Annotated in this window: 17 protein-coding genes; 8 read left to right on the top strand and 9 right to left on the bottom strand. The window is 38.9% G+C overall.

Annotated features, from left to right (window positions below):
- The first annotated feature begins 107 nt into the window (after positions 1–107).
- Positions 108–578, top strand: a complete 471-nt coding sequence (locus RMO03_RS09625; RefSeq protein ID WP_309641889.1) for an Lrp/AsnC ligand binding domain-containing protein — start codon at positions 108–110, stop codon at positions 576–578.
- A gap of 5 nt (positions 579–583) precedes the next feature.
- On the opposite strand, the gene RMO03_RS09620 is transcribed toward RMO03_RS09625, so the two are convergent.
- The 3 genes from RMO03_RS09620 to RMO03_RS09610 form a co-directional block, all read right to left on the bottom strand.
- Positions 584–1,054 (bottom strand): DUF4112 domain-containing protein, encoded by a 471-nt coding sequence (locus RMO03_RS09620; RefSeq protein ID WP_309641888.1) that lies wholly within the window; start codon positions 1,052–1,054, stop codon positions 584–586.
- A gap of 162 nt (positions 1,055–1,216) precedes the next feature.
- On the bottom strand, positions 1,217–1,888 hold the full coding sequence (locus RMO03_RS09615) for a zinc metallopeptidase (protein ID WP_309641887.1): 672 nt from the start codon (positions 1,886–1,888) through the stop codon (positions 1,217–1,219).
- Between the two features lie 160 nt (positions 1,889–2,048).
- The gene (locus tag RMO03_RS09610) at positions 2,049–5,027 is read right to left on the bottom strand and encodes a class I tRNA ligase family protein (protein ID WP_309641886.1); all 2,979 of its coding nucleotides are present in this window, start codon (positions 5,025–5,027) and stop codon (positions 2,049–2,051) included.
- A 424-nt stretch (positions 5,028–5,451) separates the two neighbouring features.
- On the opposite strand from RMO03_RS09610, the gene RMO03_RS09605 reads away from it, so the two are divergent.
- From RMO03_RS09605 to truB, 4 genes are all read left to right on the top strand, one after another.
- Positions 5,452–6,327 carry a permease-like cell division protein FtsX gene (locus RMO03_RS09605; protein ID WP_309641885.1) on the top strand — a complete coding sequence of 292 codons (876 nt, stop codon included), beginning with the start codon at positions 5,452–5,454 and terminating at the stop codon, positions 6,325–6,327.
- Between the two features lie 66 nt (positions 6,328–6,393).
- A complete protein-coding gene (locus tag RMO03_RS09600; RefSeq protein WP_309641884.1) occupies positions 6,394–6,642 on the top strand; it encodes a DUF3098 domain-containing protein in 249 nt (82 codons plus the stop codon).
- Between the two features lie 100 nt (positions 6,643–6,742).
- Positions 6,743–7,528, top strand: a complete 786-nt coding sequence (locus RMO03_RS09595) for an undecaprenyl-diphosphate phosphatase (RefSeq protein ID WP_309641883.1) — start codon at positions 6,743–6,745, stop codon at positions 7,526–7,528.
- Positions 7,528–8,226, top strand: coding sequence for a tRNA pseudouridine(55) synthase TruB (gene truB, locus RMO03_RS09590; protein WP_309641882.1), 699 nt, complete (start codon positions 7,528–7,530; stop codon positions 8,224–8,226). The genes RMO03_RS09595 and truB overlap by 1 nt, the downstream gene beginning before the upstream one ends.
- Here the strand turns inward: truB and RMO03_RS09585 are convergent.
- Positions 8,186–8,809 carry a thioredoxin family protein gene (locus tag RMO03_RS09585; RefSeq protein ID WP_309641881.1) on the bottom strand — a complete coding sequence of 208 codons (624 nt, stop codon included), beginning with the start codon at positions 8,807–8,809 and terminating at the stop codon, positions 8,186–8,188. The genes truB and RMO03_RS09585 overlap by 41 nt on opposite strands.
- A 324-nt stretch (positions 8,810–9,133) precedes the next feature.
- Here RMO03_RS09585 and pyrH point away from each other — a divergent pair, with 324 nt between their 5' ends.
- From pyrH to RMO03_RS09570, 3 genes are all read left to right on the top strand, one after another.
- Entirely contained in the window at positions 9,134–9,841 is a 708-nt protein-coding gene (pyrH, locus tag RMO03_RS09580) for a UMP kinase (protein WP_309641880.1), read from the top strand.
- 99 nt (positions 9,842–9,940) lie between these two features.
- A complete protein-coding gene (gene frr, locus RMO03_RS09575) occupies positions 9,941–10,504 on the top strand; it encodes a ribosome recycling factor (protein ID WP_309641879.1) in 564 nt (187 codons plus the stop codon).
- 99 nt (positions 10,505–10,603) lie between these two features.
- The gene (locus tag RMO03_RS09570) at positions 10,604–13,099 is read left to right on the top strand and encodes a DUF5686 family protein (RefSeq protein ID WP_309641878.1); all 2,496 of its coding nucleotides are present in this window, start codon (positions 10,604–10,606) and stop codon (positions 13,097–13,099) included.
- On the opposite strand, the gene RMO03_RS09565 is transcribed toward RMO03_RS09570, so the two are convergent.
- The 5 genes from RMO03_RS09565 to RMO03_RS09545 form a co-directional block, all read right to left on the bottom strand.
- Positions 13,096–13,983 carry a hypothetical protein gene (locus tag RMO03_RS09565; RefSeq protein WP_309641877.1) on the bottom strand — a complete coding sequence of 296 codons (888 nt, stop codon included), beginning with the start codon at positions 13,981–13,983 and terminating at the stop codon, positions 13,096–13,098. The genes RMO03_RS09570 and RMO03_RS09565 overlap by 4 nt on opposite strands.
- Positions 13,984–14,012: 29 nt before the next feature.
- Complete coding sequence (locus RMO03_RS09560) at positions 14,013–14,390, bottom strand: hypothetical protein (protein WP_309641876.1); 378 nt, start codon at positions 14,388–14,390, stop codon at positions 14,013–14,015.
- 2 nt (positions 14,391–14,392) lie between these two features.
- Complete coding sequence (locus RMO03_RS09555) at positions 14,393–16,663, bottom strand: cation:proton antiporter (protein WP_309641875.1); 2,271 nt, start codon at positions 16,661–16,663, stop codon at positions 14,393–14,395.
- 121 nt (positions 16,664–16,784) lie between these two features.
- Positions 16,785–17,504, bottom strand: a complete 720-nt coding sequence (locus RMO03_RS09550; protein WP_309641874.1) for a response regulator transcription factor — start codon at positions 17,502–17,504, stop codon at positions 16,785–16,787.
- Positions 17,473–18,222, bottom strand: a complete 750-nt coding sequence (locus RMO03_RS09545; RefSeq protein WP_309641873.1) for a histidine kinase — start codon at positions 18,220–18,222, stop codon at positions 17,473–17,475. Before RMO03_RS09545 ends, RMO03_RS09550 begins: the two co-directional genes overlap by 32 nt.
- Positions 18,223–18,252 lie beyond the last annotated feature (30 nt).

Here is an 18,252-nt window from a genome sequence, read left to right as displayed (position 1 = left end):
CGCTGCGCTCGCAATGACGGTGCACCAATACAACCTTTTGTTTTATTCCTATATTTGCTTTTTAAATACAATCAAAAACACAACATTCTGTTACAATTTAAAACCAAATGAAAATCAATTCCCTTCAAATAGAAATCGACGGCATCGACAAAGAAATCCTGCGCGACCTCATGGAAGATGCCCGAAAGCCCATTCTCCAAATCGCCAATAAAATCGGAATTTCTGGCGCGGCCATTCACCAACGTCTCAGAAAATTGGAGCAAGCCGGAGTTATTTCAGGTTCGAAATTTATTGTCAATACCAAAGTTTTAGGCTACAGCACGATGGCTTTTGTAGGCGTTTATCTCGACAAAGCCGCAAAGAATTCAGAAGCCGTAAGAGAATTAAAAAAAGTTCCGGAAGTTTTAGAATGCCATTATACTACAGGAAACTGGTCGATACTCATTAAAATCATTTGTCGCGACAACGAACATTTAATGCAATTGCTCAACACCAAAATCCAAGCCATTGAAGGTGTTTCGAGAACGGAAACTTTCATTTCTTTGGATCAGCAAATCAACCGACAGATTCAATTATAGTTGCTTTAGAAAATCGAATGAAGTAACCATAGTAAAATACTGTAGGCAATCCATGCTATAGTACCAATCAAGAGAAAAAGCAAAATCAAAACTGGCACGACGACTTTCCATGCACCACCTTGATGTCGGCCATCCAAATAATGTTCATGAATAAGTTTCATGTTTCGCTCATTAGCTTTAAAGGCCACGTCAAAAATATCCCCAAGAATCGGTATCGACCCAATAAGTGCATCAATCACAATATTGAATGAAATTCTAGCAATCACAAATCCGCTCGCACCATTGCTTGCCAAAACAGCAATCATGTAGCCAGAAACTAAAAACCCTGCAAAATCTCCAACACCCGGAATAAGACCAATCAAAGCATCCAAACCGAATTTAATTTGAGTTCCGGGAATTTTAAATTGGGAATCCATCAGTTTAGCTAATGAATCCAAATTTCTAATTGTTGCGTTTTTTTGTATTTTCGACTCCATCTTTTTTAAAGTTTTTTATCAACATGTTGTGCCGTTAAAATTACCATTAACGTCAAAAAAAGTGTTTCGTGATTTTGGAAAATAAATGCATAATTTCCATATTGGTTAAACAAAAAAATCCGCAATTTTCATTGCAGATTTTTATTATCTTAATGGTGTCGATCACCTTCTGTTCATGTAAATCATCACGTAATACATCAATGTAGCTACCGAACCAATCGCTGCTACGACGTAAGTTCTGGCGGCCCATTTCAAAGCATCTTTGGCTCCGGATTGCTCTTCTTGTGTGAGCATTTGTTTGTTTTCGAGCCAAGCTAAAGCACGATTGCTTGCATCATATTCTACCGGAAGTGTAATCAGCGAAAACAAAGTAGTCGCAGCAAAAAGCACAATACCCACCAATAACAATTGTGGAAACGTGCGCATCATCAAAATACCAGCAATCAAAACCCACTGGATGTAACTTGACGCTACACTAACCACAGGAACCAATTTCGAACGCATTTCGAGCCAACTATATGCGGTGGCATGCTGCACAGCATGACCACATTCGTGAGCGGCAACGGCTGCAGCGGCGGCATTTCTTTGGTTGTATACGGCTTCACTTAAATTGACTGTTTTGTCCGCCGGATTGTAATGATCGGTTAATTGCCCTTCAACGGAAATCACCTGAACATCCGTAATGCCATGATCGGCCAACATGCGTTCTGCGATTTCTTTTCCCGACATGCCGTTTTGCAATTGTAATTTCGAATACAATTCGAATTTGTTCTTAAGCCTGTTGCTGACCAACCAACTTACCAACATCAATAAACCTGCTAATATCAAATACATAATTTTTAGTTTTAAAATTTAAAAGTACAAATTCGCTGTCAATTTACAAGCCAATTTGGTTTGCGTTAACATTCGTGCAATTTTGTCATGTTTTTTTGCGACTTTGCGTCTTTGCGAGATTTAATTTTTTCTCTCGCAAAGACGCAGAGGCGCAAAGTATTTATCCAACGAGATTAATTATTTTCCCAGGAACGACAATGACTTTATTAGGCGTTCTTCCTTCGAGTTGTTTGATGGTGCGTTCGTCTTTCATAACAATTTCTTCAATTTGTGCGGCAGTTAAATCGAGTGGTAATTCTAATGTGAAACGCATTTTTCCATTGAATGACACCGGATATTCTTTACTGCTTTCGACCAAATGTTTCGCATCGAATTCAGGAAAAGCAACTGTTGAAATTGAATCTTGATTTCCCAATTGGCTCCACAATTCTTCTGCGATGTGCGGCGCGTAAGGCGAAATAAGAATAGCTAATGGTTCGAGAATCGCACGCTCATGACAATTTTGTGCTGACAATTCATTGACGCAAATCATAAACTGACTCACCGACGTATTGAACGAGAAATTCGTAATGTCCTCGCCTACTTTCTTAATCGTTTTATGCAACGTTTTCAAACTGTCTTTCGATGGTTCGTTGTTCGTGACAATCAAACCATGGTCATCAAAATACAAACGCCAAAGTTTTTTAAGGAAACCGAAAACACCGGTGATTCCTGCTGTATTCCATGGTTTGGCTTGCTCGAGTGGACCGAGGAACATTTCGTATAGGCGTAGTGTGTCGGCACCGTATTCGTTGCATATGTCATCGGGATTAACCACGTTGTATTTGGATTTGGACATTTTTTCGACTTCACGGCCAACGAGGTATTTGCCGTTTTCCAAAATAAATTCAGCATCGTCATAGTGGGAATATAATGGATGTGCTTTGAATTTCTCGATGTCGAGTTCATTGGTCACATCATTGATGACAGCCAAATCAACGTGAAGTGGGCTAAAATCAAATTTGATTATATACAAACCGCCATCTGGAAATTTCTCCTCAAGAATCCTATTCAGTTCCTCTGTTAAAAAATCCTTTTCGCTTCTTTTTCCCGATGAAACCAAAATTTTAAATTTAGAGCTATCAAAAGGACCTGGCCCGCCAATTGTCGGTTGAATGCGATACACAAAAGCACTCATCCCCAAAATCATTCCCTGATTGATCAACTTCTTAAACGGTTCTTCCGTCGGAGCAAAACCTTTATCTTTCAAAAACTTGTTCCAGAATCGCGAGTACAACAAATGTCCTGTTGCGTGTTCGCTTCCGCCAATGTATAAATCTACATTCTGCCAATAATCGAGTGCTTTTTTGCTTGCGAATTCATTCGGATTATGTGCATCCATATAACGCATCCAATACCATGAACTTCCCGCCCAGCCCGGCATCGTGTTGAGTTCTAAAGAAAAAATCGTTTTGTTATCGATCAGGTCGTTAGAAACGACTTTGTTAGAATTCGTGTCCCAAGCCCAATCCGTGGCGTTGCCTAGTGGTGGTTGCCCGTCTTCGGTTGGCAAGTATTTCTCGACTTCAGGCAATACGATTGGTAAATATTGCGCATCAATCATTTGTGGTAAACCATTGACGTAATATACCGGGAACGGCTCACCCCAATATCTTTGGCGGGAAAATACAGCATCGCGCAAACGATAATTGGTTTTGCCTTTGCCTTGGTTTATTTTTTCGAGTTCGGCGATAACTTTCTTCGTCGCTTCTTTATAATTCAATCCGTTTAGGAAATCCGAATTTGCAATCTCAACATTGTCTTTTGAAGCAAAAGCTTCTTCTGAAATATCGGCATTGGCGAAAATATTTTTGATGGCTGGCATTCCGTTTTGTCCTTTGAAGAAATTCGCAAACGCATAATCGCGCTCATCGCCACAAGGAACAGCCATGACAGCTCCAGTTCCGTATCCTGCGAGAACATAATCGCCAATCCAAACCGGAATCGGTTCTTTGGTGAATGAATGTTCGGCATATGCTCCTGTGAAAACTCCAGAAATGGTTTTTACATCGGCCATTCTTTCGCGTTCGGAACGTTTGGCGGTTTTTTCGATGTAGGCTTCAACAGTGGCTTTTTGTTCGGGCGTTGTGATTTTTGAAACCAATTCATGTTCGGGTGCTAAGGTCATGAAGGTTACTCCGAAAATGGTGTCGGGTCTTGTAGTAAATACTTCTATAGCTTGTAGAGTTTGCTTCGCTTCGCTCGCAATGACGTAGTTTGGTTGGACGTTAAAGGTAATCATTGCTCCGACCGATTTCCCGATCCAGTTGCGTTGGCTTTCTTTGATGCTTTCGCTCCAATCGATAGTGTCTAGACCTTGCAGCAAACGCTCAGCGTAAGCCGAAATGCGCATGCTCCATTGTGTCATTTTTTTTCGGATGACCGGGTGACCGCCACGTTCGGAAACACCGTTGACAATTTCATCGTTGGCGAGAACGGTTCCGAGTGCTGGACACCAATTGACTTCAGTTTCAGCGAGATACGTTAAGCGATATTGCAGTAATATTCTTTGTTGTTCTTCGGATGAAAGCGCATTCCATTGCGCTGCGGTGAAAATGGTTACGTTGTCATCGCAAATCGCTTCTACCATCTCGTTGCCTTCTGACTCGAATACTTTTATGAGTTCAGTGATATCGAACGCTTTATCAGAATTTTTGCAGTACCAAGAATTAAACAATTGGATGAAAATCCATTGGGTGTGTTTGTAGTAATCTTTGTCTGATGTGCGCACTTCTCTACTCCAATCGAATGAAAATCCGATTTTGTCAAGTTGTTCGCGGTAACGTGCTATATTTTCTTTCGTTGTTTTATCAGGATGTTGCCCGGTTTGAATCGCGTATTGTTCTGCCGGCAATCCGAAACTGTCGTAGCCTTGCGGATGCAGTACGTTGAATCCTTGGTGGCGTTTGAAACGTGCATAGATATCGGAAGCGATGTAGCCTAATGGATGCCCAACATGCAAGCCTGCTCCGGACGGATAAGGAAACATATCAAGTACGTAATATTTAGGCTTGTCAGAATGGTTACTTGCGGCGAAAGTTTGTTCTTTTGCCCAATGTTTTTGCCATTTGGCTTCGATTTGGTTTGGATTGTATTTCATTTTTTTAGTTGCTGAGTCGCTGAGTGACTGAGATGCTGAGTTTTGTATGCGTTAACGGGAACGCTATGTTTGTTTTATTGTTCGTTTTTGTTGAGGCGCTGCTGCGTTGTTGGTAGCAAAGTACGCTCAAAAATTAGCCCCGATTACCTCACCTGACTCTTATTTGATTTGGAGTTCGGTGAACACTGCGTGTTTGCAGTGGTTATCCTTTTGTGCCGGGGTTCGGCGCAAAAGATTGGAACGGAAAGCGGGACTGCGGTTCTTGGGAAAAACAAATATACTGCTCCTAAACCCGAGCGACAGCGAACTGACGCAGTAAACCGGAAGCAAATTTACGTTTATTGTGCGAAAGACAAAACTTTGGGCGTTATAAACTGTGATTAAAGAAATTCTTTATTATTTTTACGCCATAATAACAACATTTATGAGTTCTTCTTTCGAAAAATTTCAAAAGCGCCGACTGATTTCTTCTTATTTTTCGGTGGTACTGAGTATGTTTCTGGTGCTTTTTCTTCTGGGTATTTTAGGTTTTTTTGTAATCAATTCTAAGAAATTGTCTGACGATTTTAAGGAAGAAATTGTGATGACCGTTTTCTTTAAAAGTGAAGCGACCGACAGTGTGACGTCTGCTTTTGCGCAGGAATTGAAAGTGGCGAAATTTGTCAAATCGAGTGATTATATGACGAAAGAACAAGCAGCGAAACAGCACACGGATGTGATTGGCGAGGATTTTATGACTTTTTTGGGCGCCAATCCGTTGTTGAATTCTTTTGATATTCATTTGAAAGCGGATTATATTGATGCGGAAAATATCAGAAAAATTGAGAGTCGATTTCGTGCCAATGACATGGTTTCGGATGTGGTTTATGACAAGCAATTGGTGAATTTGGTCAACGATAATATCAAAAAAGTAAGCATGTGGATTTTGATCATCAGCGGTATTTTGGCGCTTGTGGCGGTTTTGTTGATCAACAGTTCAATGCGACTTTCTATTTACTCAAACCGCTTTATTATTAAGACCATGCAAATGGTGGGCGCGACCAAATCGTTTATTAGAAAACCGTTTATTTGGCAGAGCATTCGATTGGGATTTATTGCAGCGGTATTGGCGGTATTGGCTTTGATTGGTACGTTGTTTTACATCAATACGAATTTCCCGGGCTTGGGTATTATGGATGATCAGGTGCTCATTGGCATGGTGCTCATTGGCGTTTTGGCGTTGGGGATTTTGTTATCGTGGATTAGTACATTCTTTGCGACGCAGCGATTTTTGAATTTAAGAACGGACGATTTGTATTAATTTAGATTTTTAGACTATTGGATCGTTGGATTATTAGATGAAGCCGCATCCTAAAAATATATACTCATGAAAGAACAGGAACACGAAAAACAGGAATTCCTTTTTGATAAGATTAATTATAAAGTGCTATTGATTGGAATTGCAGTGATTGCTTTGGGATTTATATTGATGTCTGGTGGCGGAAGTGATAATCCGAAAGTTTTTAATGAATCTGTTTTCGATTTCAGAAGAATTCGTTTGGCTCCGACTATGGTTTTGATTGGGTTTGGGATTACGATATATTCGATACTTAAAAACCCTAAGAAAGCTAATTAGATTGCAAGACTATAAGATTGTAAGATTCGTTTATCGAATTCTGGTCTTAAAATCTTATAGTCTTATAGTCTTAAAATCTTATAGTCTTAAAATCTAAGAAATGAATACACTACAAGCACTCATACTCGCCATCATCGAAGGCATCACAGAATTTCTACCCGTTTCTTCAACCGGCCACATGATTATTGCGAGCTCCTTTTTTGGGATTGAGCATGAGGAATTCACCAAACTCTTTACGATTGTGATTCAGCTCGGCGCGATATTGTCGGTTGTGGTTTTATATTTCAAACGGTTTTTCCAGACTTTGGAATTTTACTTTAAACTATTAGTTGCCTTTATTCCGGCAGTTGTTTTGGGATTGTTATTCAGCAAAAAAATTGATGCTTTATTGGAAAACCCTGTAACGGTAGCGGTTTCGTTGTTGTTGGGCGGTATTCTTTTATTGAAAGTTGACGATTGGTTCGGCAATTCAGAGAATATCGAAATCACGTATATGAAAGGTTTGAAAATCGGTTTGTTTCAATGTTTGGCAATGATTCCTGGCGTTTCAAGAAGCGGCGCAAGTATTGTCGGCGGTATGTCACAGAAACTTTCACGAACTGCGGCAGCGGAATTCTCGTTCTTTTTGGCGGTTCCGACGATGTTGGGCGCGACAGTTAAAAAATGTTACGACTATTATAAAGACGGATTTGTATTGACGCACGATCAGATTAATTTTCTGATTATTGGTAATGTAGTTGCTTTTATTGTAGCGCTTTTAGCCATCAAAACTTTTATTGGTTATTTGAGCAAACACGGATTTAAAGTGTTTGGTTACTATCGTATTGTAGTTGGAATTGCTTTGTTGGTGATTCACTTTTTCATTCATCCTTTGTCTGTAATATAATGACTGGCGAAGATTTTCAAAACGGACAAATCTTATTGATTGACAAACCTTTGCAATGGACATCCTTTCAAGCGGTCAATAAAATGAAATGGGTTTTGAAAAGCAAACTCGGACTAAAGAAAATCAAAATCGGACATGCCGGAACGCTAGATCCTTTAGCGACGGGATTATTGTTGGTTTGCACGGGAAAATTCACCAAAAGAATTACGGAACTTCAAGGGCAAGCGAAAGAATATACAGGCACTTTTTATGTTGGAGCGACAACGCCATCCTATGATTTGGAAACTCAAATCGACCATACTTTCCCGACTTCACACATTACTGAAGATTTAATTCACGAAACCATCGAGCAATTCCTTGGCGAAATCGATCAGAAACCACCAATATTTTCCGCAATTAAAAAAGAAGGTGTTCGTTTGTATGAGCATGCACGAGCCGGAGAAACGGTAGAAATCGCTTCGAGAAAAACGACCATTCATGAATTTGAAATTACGCGAATTGCGCTTCCTGAAATTGATTTTCGGGTAGTTTGCAGTAAAGGAACCTACATTCGTTCACTAGCTTTTGATTTTGGAAAAGCATTGAATTCAGGTGCCCATCTAACGGTTTTGCGCAGAACAAAAATCGGCGATTATGATGTAAAAGATGCTATGGATGTTACTTTATTTGAAGATTCAATTGCTCGCAGTGCAACATAAGTTCAACGATTTCATTTTGGGTGCTGATGCCTTTGTCGTGCAAGTACCATAACTGCAATTCCTTTTTAGCGGTTTCATCAATGACTCCGTATTGTTGTTTGTAGCTTTTGATTAATTGGGTTGCTCCTTTTGGTCGAGCGCCCCAATTTCCCAGAACTTTTTCTGTAGTGTTATCGAGAACAATCAGTTTTGGAATGGCTTTATTTCCGTTGGTCAGAAACTGATTCATCAGCAATTCATGTTCATCGCGAAAGACAATTTTCAAATCGATATGTTGCGAGAAAGCAGCCATTTTATTCATAATCGGCAATAATTGTGCAGCATCGCCACACCAACCTTCAGACAAAACCAACCAAGTATATTGCTTTTTGAGTTGCAATAATTTTTGAATGTTGTCTTCAGCAATCACCATTTTCTTATCGAGTCGATTCATTCTGGCTTCGTTGAGTTCAGTATAATGAATCAAATCCTCCGATTGTTGATGGCCCGAAACCTTACCTTGAGCCAATAATTCAGAAACAATAGTTCGGTATTTTGCGTAGGAATGACTGTTCAATAATGCTTGGGCGACGGCAACTTTCATGATGTAAGATTTTGGCATTACAAAGTTACTATTAAAAGTATCTAATCAGTATGAGAATTATCATTTCCTGTTACACTTTTAATAACTTAAAAATTCTACCACATAGAAACATAGAAAAAGTAATAAAATAACATCTTAAAGGAAATTCTTTCCAACATAGTTAAATCTATATCCAACAAAGTTGCTTTTCTAATATCATTAATGCTATGTTTCTATGTGGTGAAAAAAAATTATATGCAATAAAACTCACAAGTATATTTTTCAAAAAGACTATTTCACGAAAAAAGAATATAACTATATTTGCACAACTCAATAAACAAAGTAATGAAGTACAAAAGAATTCTTCTAAAATTAAGCGGTGAAGCATTGATGGGCGACCGACAATACGGAATTGATCCGGCACGTTTGTCCGAATATGCAGACGAAATCAAACAAATCCATGATCAGGGCGTTCAGATTGCTATTGTGATTGGAGGCGGGAATATTTTTAGAGGAGTTGCCGGTGCCAGCAATGGTATGGATCGCGTTCAAGGTGATTACATGGGAATGCTCGCAACGGTTATCAACGGCATGGCTTTGCAAGGTGCTCTCGAAGACAAAGGCATGTTAACGCGTTTGCAAACCGCTTTGAAAATTGAAGCGATTGCCGAACCTTACATCAAAAGAAGAGCAGTGCGTCATTTGGAAAAAGGACGGATTGTAATCTTTGGCGCCGGAACCGGAAACCCTTATTTCACGACTGATACTGCTGCCGTTTTGCGTGGCGTTGAGATTCATGCCGATGTGATTTTGAAAGGAACCCGTGTCGATGGCATTTATACTTCCGATCCTGAAAAAGATTCTACAGCCACCAAATTTGATTTTATTTCATTTGAAGATGTACTTAAAAAAGGCTTGAATGTAATGGACACAACAGCATTCACCTTGAGCCAAGAAAACAAATTGCCGATTCTTGTTTTTGATATGAATAAAAGAGGAAATTTATTGAAAATTTGTAACGGAGAAAATATAGGAACCGTAGTTAATGTTTAATAAGATTATAAGATCGTAAGATTGCAAGACCATAAGATTGACTTTATTGAAATCTTACAGTCTTAAAATCTTAAAGTCTTACAGTCCAAAATCCAAAATATGACCGAAGAGATTGAATTTATTATAGACAGCACCAAAGAATCAATGAACGGTTCTATCGCGCATTTAGAAAAATCATTTCTAAACATTCGTGCCGGAAAAGCATCGCCAGCCATGTTGGGCAGCGTGTTTGTAGATTATTATGGTTCACAAACACCATTGGCTCAGATTTCGAACATCAATGTTCCTGATGCGAGAACGATTACGATTCAACCTTATGAAAAAACGATGTTGCATCCGATTGAAAAAGCGATTATGGTCGCCAATATTGGTTTCAATCCGATGAATAATGGTGATATCGTTATTATTTCTGTGCCGCCACTCACCGAAGAACGCCGACGTGATTTGAGCAAACAAGCCAAAGTAGAAGCCGAAGATGCTAAAATCGGAGTTCGTAACGCAAGAAAAGATGCGAATACCGAAATCAAAAAGTTAGAAAAAGAAGGCACATCGGAAGATATTTGTAAAACTGCTGAAGACGAAATACAAAATCTGACCAATGCATTCATCAGAAAAATAGACGAACATCTTGCTTTGAAGGAAGCTGAAATCATGAAAGTCTAAATCCACTACAATATCAAAAAATCCGTCGCGTTACTGAACAAGACGGATTTTTTATTTTGTCTATCTTTATAAAATCAGATTCGCTTTCGAAACCAAACCATGAAAAAACACTGTTGGCTATTGTTGTTATTGTCGCTTGTAAGTCAGGCGCAATTTCATGTCAATGGTGTCATCAAAGACAGTGCTTCCAAAAAAGCTTTGCCGTTTGCTTCGATTGTTTTGAATGGAACTTACAGCATTAGCGATGTCGATGGGAAGTTTTCCATCACTTCAACAGCAAAAATATCAGGTTTAAAAATTTCTTATGTAGGTTACGCTTCCGCAGAAATTGCAGTCGATGATGAAAAGAAATTCTACACCATTTCATTAACTCCAAAATCGAATGATTTGAATGAAGTCAGGGTTTCCAACAAAAATTCCGCACTCGAAATCATCCGCAAAACCATTCAAAATAAATCGCAGAACAATCCGCTTCAAAAACTCAAAAGCTTCGAGTTTAAAGCCTATAACAAATTACTGATTACAGCCAATCCGGATTCTATTGACGGCAGAATCGACACGCTTTTTATCAAAAAAACATTGGGTAAAAAGCAAACCAAAATTGATTCTTCGGATTATAAATTTAAAAAAATTATCACGAAACAGCATTTGTTTCAAACCGAGAAAGTATCGCAGTTTCAATACAACGACAAAGGATTTAAGGAAACCATTCTCGGCACCAAAATGTCAGGTTTTAAAAATCCTATCTATGAAATTCTGGCGTTCAATCTGCAGTCGTTTTCGATTTATGACAATCAATACGAATTGTTCGAAACGAAATACAACAGTCCGATTTCGGATCATTCGTTTGAGCAATATCGATTCAAAATCCTCGACAGCACTTCCATTCAAGGCAGAAAAGCCTACATGATTTATTTCAAAAACAGAAAAAAAAGCAAAGAAGCCGGACTCGAAGGTGTGCTGTATATCGACGCGGGAAATTTTGCCGTTGCCAAAGCCATCATGCGCATCAAAGGCCTTTTGGATGTTAGTGGCACGCATGAATTTGAATACATTCCTGAAGAAAAAATCTGGTTTCCAGTACATAAAGCTTTCAAAATTGTCAAAGGAAAAAACAATTATGACATCCGCATTTTGGGTGAAACTTTGCCGTTTGATGCCGATGACAACAAAGATGACGATTCGCGAAAAAAGGTAGCTTCCGATTTTACGTACTTGCTTTCCGAAAGCAATATGTTCGACATTCATTATAATATTCCGGTCAAAATTAGAAACCCGTTTCTGTTTATGGAAGTCAAAAAAGACGCCCCAAACCAAGACGAAAAATTCTGGAACCATTACCGAAAAGACACTTTAGACGTTCGAAGCCAACGCACTTATGTTGCACTCGACAGCCTCGTAGCCAAAGAAAAAATTGAGAAACGGCTTTTTGTAGGCAGAAAAGTTTTGAACGGTTATGTACCATTCGGTTTTTTCGATCTCGATTTGCGTTACCTCATCAGCTACAACAATTATGAAGGTTTTCGTTTTGGTTTGGGTGGCAAAACGAGTGAGCAATTTTCTAAGATTTTCCGCATCGATGGTTATACCGCTTATGGTATTAAAGACGGTCATTATAAATACAATTTGGGTTCAGCCATTCGCATCGGAAACCATTCGAGTACGTGGGTTGGTGCTTCCTACACCGATGATATTCGAGAGATTGGTAGTACTTCTTTTGCAGTCGATAAAAGGGTTTTTAAGTTGTATAATCCGCGACCGATTAACGTGAGTACTTTTTATGCGTATCAAAGTTGGCGCGCTTATTTTGAGACGAAATTCATTCCGAAAACGGAAAGCATTGGGCAGTTGAGTTATGCTCAGATTGAACCGAAATTCAATTATTTATACAATCTCGACGGCAAATCGTATCAGGTTTTTAATATGACGACGGCGCAATTCTCCTTGCAATGGAATCCGTTTAGCGATTATATGCAAACCGAAGATGGGCGATTGGAAGTCGAAAAACGCTTTCCGAAATTCACGTTTCAATTCACCCAATCGATTCCGAAATGGCTGCAAAATGATTTCGTATTTGGCAAAATCGACTTCCGAACCGAATACGAAAAAAAATACTTGAGCGGGCAAAAAACATCGTTACTGTTAGAAGCCGGTTATGCGTTTGGCGACGTTCCATTGACGCATTTATACAGTACATCGCCGAACAGTTTGACGAATGATAAAGTGTTGCAACGTATTACCATTGCTGGTAAAAACAGTTTTGAAACGATGTATTTCAATGAATTTTTCTCGAGTGAATACCTGACACTTCAAGGCAAACATGCTTTTAGAAAAGTTCGTGTTTCGAGAAAAGTGAAACCCGTTTTTGTGCTCGTAACCCGAATGGCTTTTGGCGATATGCAGAAAAAAGAACAGCACATCGGTTTTGAATATAAGACTTTAGAAAAAGGCTATTTCGAATCCGGACTTGAAATCAATCAAATCTATAGCGGTTTTGGAATCGTTGGGTTTTATCGTTACGGGCCTTATGAATTGCCTCGTTTTGAAGATAACTTAGCGTTGAAATTGTCTTTTGTGTGGGATTTGGGGTTTTAAGGTGTATGCTCTATGCGGTCATAGATTTCAGAAGTGAACTTTTTGAGGAAATCGGCATTGAGAGATTTATTGAATTTGAGCGCTTCGTAGCGCTCAGGGTTTTTGTTGATGAGTTTCCCATCGAACAGAATCCACCTTTCTTCAAGGAAAACCTTATTGTTTTCAAGATAAAAATCATTGATGCACCAGCCTTTACCGGAAACCTGGTTGTATTCCCTAGTCTTAATCATTTGTAATGCATCTTTTTCTTTGATATAGATGATACTGATAAGCGTGTTGCTTTTTTTGAACAGACAAGTCGCATAATCGATATTGCGCAGCTTCGAAACACTTACGTCAACACTATCAAGCGAAAACGATGCATTCTTCAATACTTCGCCTATATTCGCAATCGCATCGTATGAATTTACAAGAATTTTTGAGGCTTTCGGGTCGGTTTCCGCCAATAAAGCATCGGGTGCATTTTCGTAATAGTTTAAGCCTTTCTTGTTGTTCTGTATTTCAATTTTTACAATACTATCGAAAGGAATACTCCTTGTCAGGTTGAGAAATACAGACCGACCGCCTTTCAAAGTATCCCTATCGAGCAAAACCATTTGAAAATAATAATGGTATTTCTGCCCATTTTTATGGGTGACGCGCATTTCGACAGACGGCTCGTTTTTCATCGCAACAATATTCCCGTTCTTATCTGTAACTTCGAGCACTTTAACATTGTTCAACAGATATTTGGTCTTGCCGATAAGCAATGGATTATTGATTTCAACCTGGCGCATTTTATTGGATTCGCTTCCAAGATACTGCCGCTTAAAACTGTCCGGAGAAATGGTATAGGTTTTACATGAAATCAATACTAGTAAAAAAAGGAATAACGGTAATTTCATGTTTCGTTTTAAATTGATTTTTGGGCAATTTAATAAAAACGATAGCCCAAACCAAGTGTCCAAATCATTTTGTCTTCGGCATCATAACCATAATAGGGTGCAATAGCCATCCAATGTTTGTATTCGATGCTTGGCGAAACTCCCAATTTTGGAAAAGCCTTTTTATCGATAATCACCAATGACGGAAAAGCCCCGGCACCGATTTTAAAATTTTTATTGAATTTAAATTTAAGGCTTGGCCCACCGACATTGATGCCAATGGTTTTACTGCCGAACGACATCGCAATCATGCCATCCAGTTCCATACTGACTTTTTTCTCTGGTTTTGGTTCCACTTTTTCTTGTGAATGCATCGCAAAACTGTACAACAACATACTAGTAAAAACCGCCATTTTCATTACATTCATATTTAAGGTTTAATGATTAATACCGAAGGTGTATTATGCAACCAAGTGCTTTGTGAATCGACCAATTTTTTCCAGCTTTCGAGGCTGATAATCATTAAATCTTGTTGCTCCAGGAATTCTTTCCTGATGGTTCTTTCGTTCATCATCATGATATGGTTTGGCGCAATTTGTTCGATGGAGCGAATCGTTTCTTTAATTTCAGGATTGCTTTTGATATGCCCTGTCGCATCCAAAACTGTGATTTGAGAACCGTTGTTGTGAATGAGTTTTTGTACAAATTCAATCAGAAACACATCTTCACTGCTGAAAATCGGTATGAAGACACGGTTGATTTCTTCAAGTTCTTTATCGACAAAAATACCGACGGGCATTTTGCTGTGGGCGATGATTTGACGTGTTCTTTCATCGAAAGGAGAATTTTCAAACAAGCCTTCTTTCCCGATGAATTTATCAATCAGACGATCCGGATTGATGATCCTTGTTGTAAAACCTAGCACTTTCCCCAGAAGTGTTCCTTCAAAAATGGATTGTCCGAGTCCGATTAATAGCAAATCATAATCGCCTTGATTCGCGGTATCGGTAATGTCTGAATCAATATCAATCGAGACTTTAAAAAGCGTGTCTATTTTCTGGTTTAGGTTTTCGGATTCTGAAACGACCGGCAGGAAGATTTCCTTTTCATAATCTTTGACATCAAAAGAATGAATCTCAGAACTCAATGATAAATGCATCGCTGTCACTGAAGTATTGCCACTTTGTTTTTTGACAAGACTGTTCGCAATTCTGAGCAATGCTTTCCCGCGTTCCGGCGTGGCGAATGACAATAGGATTTTATATTTACTTCGGTTGCTGATGGCTTCAGGAATAGTAGAATTTTTCGGTCGAAAGATATAATTGATAAAACTCAAAGCCGGCCCAGTCATAAATGTCGTGACCAACGCCATAATGACCATCATCGTAAAAATCTCTGTCGACAATACGCCTAAATCGTAACCAATATTGAGTACAACCAATTCCATCAATCCACGCGTGTTCATCAACGCGCCAATCGACAAACTGTCTTTCCAACTTTGCCCGACAAACTTGGCTGCGAGTGCGCTACCTAAAAATTTTCCAACGACTGCCACGAGAATAATTAAACCTGTTATTTTCCATAAATGCGGATCATTCAACAAACCGATTTCTGTACGTAAACCCGTAAAAACAAAGAACAACGGAAGCAAAACAATGACCGACACATCTTCGACCTTTTCAATGAAAAAATTTCTAAATTTACTATTTTCAGGCATAATCGCTCCAGCCATAAAAGCACCAAACAGCGCATGAATACCAATTAATTCCGAAGCATACGACGAAAACAACAAAGTCAAAAAGAAAATAGCTACGACAGGTTTGTTGAGACTTTCTCGTGTCGCATTCAAATCGCCTACTCTTTTCAAAAACGGGCGCACGACTTTGAGCATCAATGCCACGTAAACAATGGCCAAACCAATAATGTATAAGGCACTGACGAATGAACCTGCTTTGACAATAGCAATCACAACAGCCAAAATACACCAAGCCGTGATATCATCTGCAGCGGCGCAAGTAATGGCAATGCTACCAAGTTTCGTTTTATGAATGCCACGTTCTTGAACAATACGTGCCAAAACCGGAAACGCCGTAATACTCATGGCGATACCGAGAAACAATCCGAAAGAAATAAATTCTATGCCTTGTGGCGCAAACGATTGGTAGATATAATAAGCAAGTCCGACGCCTAAAGCAAACGGAATAATGATGCTCGCGTGGCTAATCACAACGGCTTCATGAGCTTTGTTTTTAAGCACTTTCAAATCGAGTTCCATGCCGATTACGAACATAAACAGTATCAATCCGATTTGACTCAAAAACTGCAAATTGCCTAATGATTCTTTTGGAAACAACAATCCTGAAAATTCCGGAAAGTAAATCCCAACGAGCGATGGCCCGAGCACAATTCCTGCGATGATTTCCCCGACTACGGAAGGCTGTCCGATTTTTCTACAAATCCAGCCAAAGAAACGTGCGACCAAAATAATGGTGATAATTTGCGCCAACAGTATCGCCAATGGGTGCTGCAGATTGTGTTGCATCGAAGTGATGAAATCTTCCCAATGTCCGTTCACAGTAGTATGAGCAACAATATTACGCCCGGTTTCGAGTGCTTTTCCTGTGGTGATAATCCAATACATCAAAGCGGAAAATCCACCAATAATAAACACGTAAAAGAAAGAATTTTTAATATTTTTCATACTGCTGATTTTAAAGCATGGCTTTTTACAGTGCAAATATCAGAAGTGCGTCGAAACAATCAGCATCGAAAAGTAGCTAATTGACGGCTTTTGTAATAAGAACGACAAACTTTGTAATGAATCAGATTTTGACTTTCAACAGCAATTCAGGACGGTACGTTTCGCTTAAAATTAAAATCAAATTTTTACCATTTTTATCTTGTTGTCGAAGGGTAATTTCATTGTGGCTGAAGAATTTTATAGCTTTTACCGCAATGACTTCTTTTTTATTGATGCGACAAAAATCGGATTCGGGAAGTTGGCTTAATATCGATTCAAAGTTGATGTTTTTCAACAAAACCAAACTTCCGTCGGTGAGCAATGCTTCCTTATCTCGACTGTCATTCAACGCCGTTCTGATGATGACAATCTGATGAAAATACAACATCGTTTTTCCCTTATCGGAGTTCAGTGAAATGAATTGCTGTGTCGTTGTGTTTTGATTGAATCGATCAAAAGCTTTTATAACGGCTTTCTGCAAACGTTCTTTTTTAACAGGTTTTGTGATATAATCGACAGCGTCAATTTCAAAAGCTTCGGCTGCGTGTTCTTTGTATGCCGTGGTAAAAATGATCATTTTCTTTTCAAGCAATTGCGCGAGATGCAATCCGTCAATTCCGGGCATTTCAATATCGGAAATGCAAAGATCGAAATCGAGATTGGGCAATGCTTCCAATAATTTTTGAGGATTGTTGAAGGTTTTGACGATGTCGAGTTCCGGAATCTGTTCACACAACATTTTGAGGTAAACCAATCCTGGCAATTCATCATCAAGCAAGATGCATTTGATTTTTGTATTCACGCAGGTCGATTTTTAAATGAGCGATATAAATGTCATTCTCGATGAATTTGTCGAGTTTGAACTGGTCTTTGTAGATAATCTTCAAACGTTGTTCTAATGTCGCTGCGCCTATGCCACTTCGTTCTTTCAACAATGCTTTCTTATCAGAAATTTTATTAGAAACCGTGAGGTAAAAACAGTTTTCTTTAAATTCAAATACAACCGAAATAAACGCATCGGCATTTTGGAGATCAGCATGTTTGAAGGCATTTTCAATTAAATCAATCGAAATCAATGGTGCTAATAATCGCTGTTCGTAAAGTGTTTCACCCTCATTGATTTTGGTTTTGACTTTGAGTTCGAAAAGCGGACTGACTTTAATCTTATTGATTTCAATCAGATTCAACGCAAACTCAATTTCTTCTTTGGGCGAAACGAATTTTTTCTGGCTTTCATATAAGATATAATCGAGCACATTGGCGAGTTTATCGAGTGCAAAATACGTTTGGTACGCATGCGATTGGATTGAATTCAGGATGTTTTTAAAAAGATGCGGATTGAGTTTCGATTCGAGCGTTTCGAGCTGCAGGTTGTTGATTTTCATTTCGAGTGCTTGAAACTTTGCTTCAACACTTTTCTTTGATTGCTCAGATTCTCGCCAACGGTATACAAAATAACAAAGCGCTAGCAACAAAAGCAGGATGACAGTTAGAAACCCATATAGGAAAGGATGCTGCATAAATGATTTTATATTACGATTGGAAATGGA

It is taken from the genome of Flavobacterium sp., assembly GCF_031411595.1.
Classification (GTDB): domain Bacteria; phylum Bacteroidota; class Bacteroidia; order Flavobacteriales; family Flavobacteriaceae; genus Flavobacterium.
This window is presented reverse-complemented; position numbering and strand designations above follow the sequence as displayed.

Excerpts from the sequence above, each read along its gene's own strand:
- RMO03_RS09625 (WP_309641889.1), top strand. The coding sequence starts at position 108 with ATGAAAATCAATTCCCTTCAAATAGAAATCGACGGCATCGACAAAGAA.
- RMO03_RS09620 (WP_309641888.1), bottom strand. The coding sequence starts at position 1,054 with ATGGAGTCGAAAATACAAAAAAACGCAACAATTAGAAATTTGGATTCA.
- RMO03_RS09615 (WP_309641887.1), bottom strand. The coding sequence starts at position 1,888 with ATGTATTTGATATTAGCAGGTTTATTGATGTTGGTAAGTTGGTTGGTC.
- RMO03_RS09610 (WP_309641886.1), bottom strand. The coding sequence starts at position 5,027 with ATGAAATACAATCCAAACCAAATCGAAGCCAAATGGCAAAAACATTGG.
- RMO03_RS09605 (WP_309641885.1), top strand. The coding sequence starts at position 5,452 with ATGAGTTCTTCTTTCGAAAAATTTCAAAAGCGCCGACTGATTTCTTCT.
- RMO03_RS09600 (WP_309641884.1), top strand. The coding sequence starts at position 6,394 with ATGAAAGAACAGGAACACGAAAAACAGGAATTCCTTTTTGATAAGATT.
- RMO03_RS09595 (WP_309641883.1), top strand. The coding sequence starts at position 6,743 with ATGAATACACTACAAGCACTCATACTCGCCATCATCGAAGGCATCACA.
- truB (WP_309641882.1), top strand. The coding sequence starts at position 7,528 with ATGACTGGCGAAGATTTTCAAAACGGACAAATCTTATTGATTGACAAA.
- RMO03_RS09585 (WP_309641881.1), bottom strand. The coding sequence starts at position 8,809 with ATGAAAGTTGCCGTCGCCCAAGCATTATTGAACAGTCATTCCTACGCA.
- pyrH (WP_309641880.1), top strand. The coding sequence starts at position 9,134 with ATGAAGTACAAAAGAATTCTTCTAAAATTAAGCGGTGAAGCATTGATG.
- frr (WP_309641879.1), top strand. The coding sequence starts at position 9,941 with ATGACCGAAGAGATTGAATTTATTATAGACAGCACCAAAGAATCAATG.
- RMO03_RS09570 (WP_309641878.1), top strand. The coding sequence starts at position 10,604 with ATGAAAAAACACTGTTGGCTATTGTTGTTATTGTCGCTTGTAAGTCAG.
- RMO03_RS09565 (WP_309641877.1), bottom strand. The coding sequence starts at position 13,983 with ATGAAATTACCGTTATTCCTTTTTTTACTAGTATTGATTTCATGTAAA.
- RMO03_RS09560 (WP_309641876.1), bottom strand. The coding sequence starts at position 14,390 with ATGAATGTAATGAAAATGGCGGTTTTTACTAGTATGTTGTTGTACAGT.
- RMO03_RS09555 (WP_309641875.1), bottom strand. The coding sequence starts at position 16,663 with ATGAAAAATATTAAAAATTCTTTCTTTTACGTGTTTATTATTGGTGGA.
- RMO03_RS09545 (WP_309641873.1), bottom strand. The coding sequence starts at position 18,222 with ATGCAGCATCCTTTCCTATATGGGTTTCTAACTGTCATCCTGCTTTTG.